4 protein-coding genes are annotated in these 2516 nt (G+C 46.9%); all 4 read left to right on the top strand.

All coding sequences use genetic code 11. The features are described from left to right. The coding region (locus tag ABGY95_RS06370) for a gamma-glutamyl-gamma-aminobutyrate hydrolase family protein (RefSeq protein WP_347440855.1) at positions 1-385 on the top strand (385 nt) is incomplete at its 5' end. Between the two features lie 4 nt (positions 386-389). Beyond that, positions 390-845 carry a RidA family protein gene (locus tag ABGY95_RS06365; protein WP_347440854.1) on the top strand — a complete coding sequence of 152 codons (456 nt, stop codon included), beginning with the start codon at positions 390-392 and terminating at the stop codon, positions 843-845. Positions 846-977: 132 nt separating this feature from the next. Beyond that, positions 978-1193, top strand: coding sequence for a hypothetical protein (locus ABGY95_RS06360; RefSeq protein ID WP_347440853.1), 216 nt, complete (start codon positions 978-980; stop codon positions 1191-1193). A gap of 1096 nt (positions 1194-2289) precedes the next feature. Continuing rightward, positions 2290-2516 (top strand): hypothetical protein (locus ABGY95_RS06355; protein WP_347440852.1); only part of this gene is annotated, 227 nt, incomplete at its 3' end.

Below are 2516 nucleotides of genomic sequence, written 5' to 3'. Positions count from 1 at the left end.
AGACACCAAACACCCAGTCATTTCACTGCAAGATGAGCAAAAAGGAATAACCACTATGGGTGCTAGCATGCGCTTAGGTTCATCTGACTCTATCGTCTACAAGAACACCAAAGCATTCGAACTCTATAGCAGCGAACTTATCACTGAGCGCCACCGTCACCGATACGAGTTCAACCCGGTGTACCGCGAGCAAATTGAAACTGCCGGCATGAAGATCAGCTCAGTCTCCTCTGACCAAGGCCTCGTAGAGATCGTGGAAATCTCCGAACATCCATTCTTCGTGGGAGCACAGTTCCACCCAGAATTCCAGTCACGTCCTAACAAACCTCACCCACTTTTCTCAGGATTCGTGGCAGCATCACTCGTAGGTAAAAATAATTTCTAGCAATATGAGTATCGAAGCACGCATTGCCGAACTCGGCCACACACTTCCAGAAGTCCCAGCTCCAGCTGGTTCCTACCTCAACTACACTCGTAGCGGCAACCTCCTCTTCCTCGCTGGAGGAATCCCTCCGGTTGAGGAAACATATCAAGGCAAAGTCCCTACTGACACATCTATCGAGATAGCTCAAGAAGCCGCGCGCCTAGTCACTCTCAATCGCCTCGCGGTGGTGAAAGATGCAGTGGGCTCGCTCGATAAAGTAAAGCAGATCGTTACCGTGAATGGCTTCGTCAGTTCAGAGCCAGATTTCTACGCTCACCCATCCGTTATAAACGGCTGCTCAGACCTCCTCGTGGAAATATTTGGAGACAAAGGCATGCACTCTCGCACGGCTTGTGGAGTCGCAGCGCTCCCACTAAACGTCTCGGTGGAAATAAACATGGTCGTTGAAATCGACGACTAAGACTCTAAAAAATCACTCAAAGGCCTCTCCTGCTCTCCACTACCACGCCCCCCTTCATTTAGACGTGTTAGATTATTGTGAGCATCAACACTCCTTACTTTACCCCACATCTGAGATCTCTACGTTGACTTTATGTCTGCTAAACGCTCCCTCACTACGCGCTACCTCAACTCCTTGCTAGAGAGCCGAAATCTGGATAATTTAGCTAAATTGTTAGTACCTGATACAACGCCCCCACTATCCTACGCCCTTCCTAACACCACGATCAATGACAAACGCTGCCAGCGCATCTGGCACTCAATCGGACAAAATCCTCGTCCAAATATCTACGACGGCCGTTCCCAATAGAAAATTGAATCCTTCCATGGAAACATCAAAAATTACATAGCACCGATCAAAATTGCACTTGGGATTGCCGTCCCTTGATAGTCAATGGCCTATTGGCTAATAGGTGACTACACCTATCCCACCTGCCCCCAATGAAGCTGGATTAGTAGCTGTTTACCACCGCGGTACCCATCTCGTGAGCGAGGCCGGCGGCTGCACGACTATGATGCTCACGCTTGCTCACGCCTTCGTTTTTAAATCGAAGCCTGACGGCGGCCACTTCGTCACTTGGCCCATTGAGAGTTTCAAAACATTTCAGAAACTACCAGCGCTTACGGAAAACTGGTGGATATTGCCTAGATCGTCGAAGGCAACCACGTCTAGCTGAACTTTGAATTCACCACGGGTGATGCATCAGGGCAAAACATGGTGACTATTACAAGCCAGCATATCTGAGATTTTATTCATGAAACCTAACCACTGAAATCGAAAAAATCTACATCGAAAGCAATCTATCAGGAGACAAAAAGGCTAGTTCAATACTATCGCGATCTAGAAAGCCAACTCCTTCAGCGCTGGGGTGCTTCATTAATCAATGATTTCTTTTCTATGCTTCACTATGGCTCTCTCCGCTCACTCTGTGAAAAATAATTAGGGGAAGACTCGCTTCAAATCACTCTATTATTCGATATCGGCGACATCATCAGTGCCGAACCTCCACGAAGGATCAAATAAATAGCAACCATCGCAGCTAAGAATGCCAACTTAACAAGTTACTTGACTATGCCCGATGTTAGCCATGAAGTGAAATTTGCTCAGCTCATGCAGTGCCCTAAACTAGCCGATTTCTATAAAATTCACCTAGAAGAGTTGGCGTCCTCTGCCCAGAGCAACTTAAGCTAGAGTCGCCAACGATGGAGGATGAAGCAACCTCCCTGCTGTCAAGAATTGGAGATATGGCGCAAAGAATTAGCAGTGGTAAAGTTCCGCAGAAACCTTAAGTATTCAACACCTGCCTGAAATCTAACTCAGCGGTATGAAGTCAGCACCTTTCAAATGGGCTCTACAGATTGCCAAAGATCGTCGTGCTATGAGGACAAAAACTAGCTAACTATTCTTGGATAGATATCCTCAGGAAGTTTTCTACCTCACCATTTCAGATGTAATGGGAATCTATGAATCTACTTATGAACCTAGTTCATTGAGAGGCCTAATCGCTGAGAGAAAGCTACAAGAATCATCTGTCACTAATCCACCGGACTGTTACGAAACACACGGAGAAATCACTCTGAGCACACATCTTACCTCTCCTCAGACTACTGCATCTTCCGACTCGTCAGAACT

Origin of the sequence: Rubritalea sp., assembly GCF_039830215.1 — a bacterium.
In the GTDB taxonomy this organism is placed as follows: domain Bacteria; phylum Verrucomicrobiota; class Verrucomicrobiia; order Verrucomicrobiales; family Akkermansiaceae; genus Rubritalea.
Note: the sequence above shows the minus strand (reverse complement) of the source record. Positions and strands in the feature narration are given on the sequence as shown.

Coding starts and splice junctions, on each gene's coding strand:
- ABGY95_RS06365 (WP_347440854.1), top strand. CDS start 390: ATGAGTATCGAAGCACGCATTGCCGAACTCGGCCACACACTTCCAGAA.
- ABGY95_RS06360 (WP_347440853.1), top strand. CDS start 978: ATGTCTGCTAAACGCTCCCTCACTACGCGCTACCTCAACTCCTTGCTA.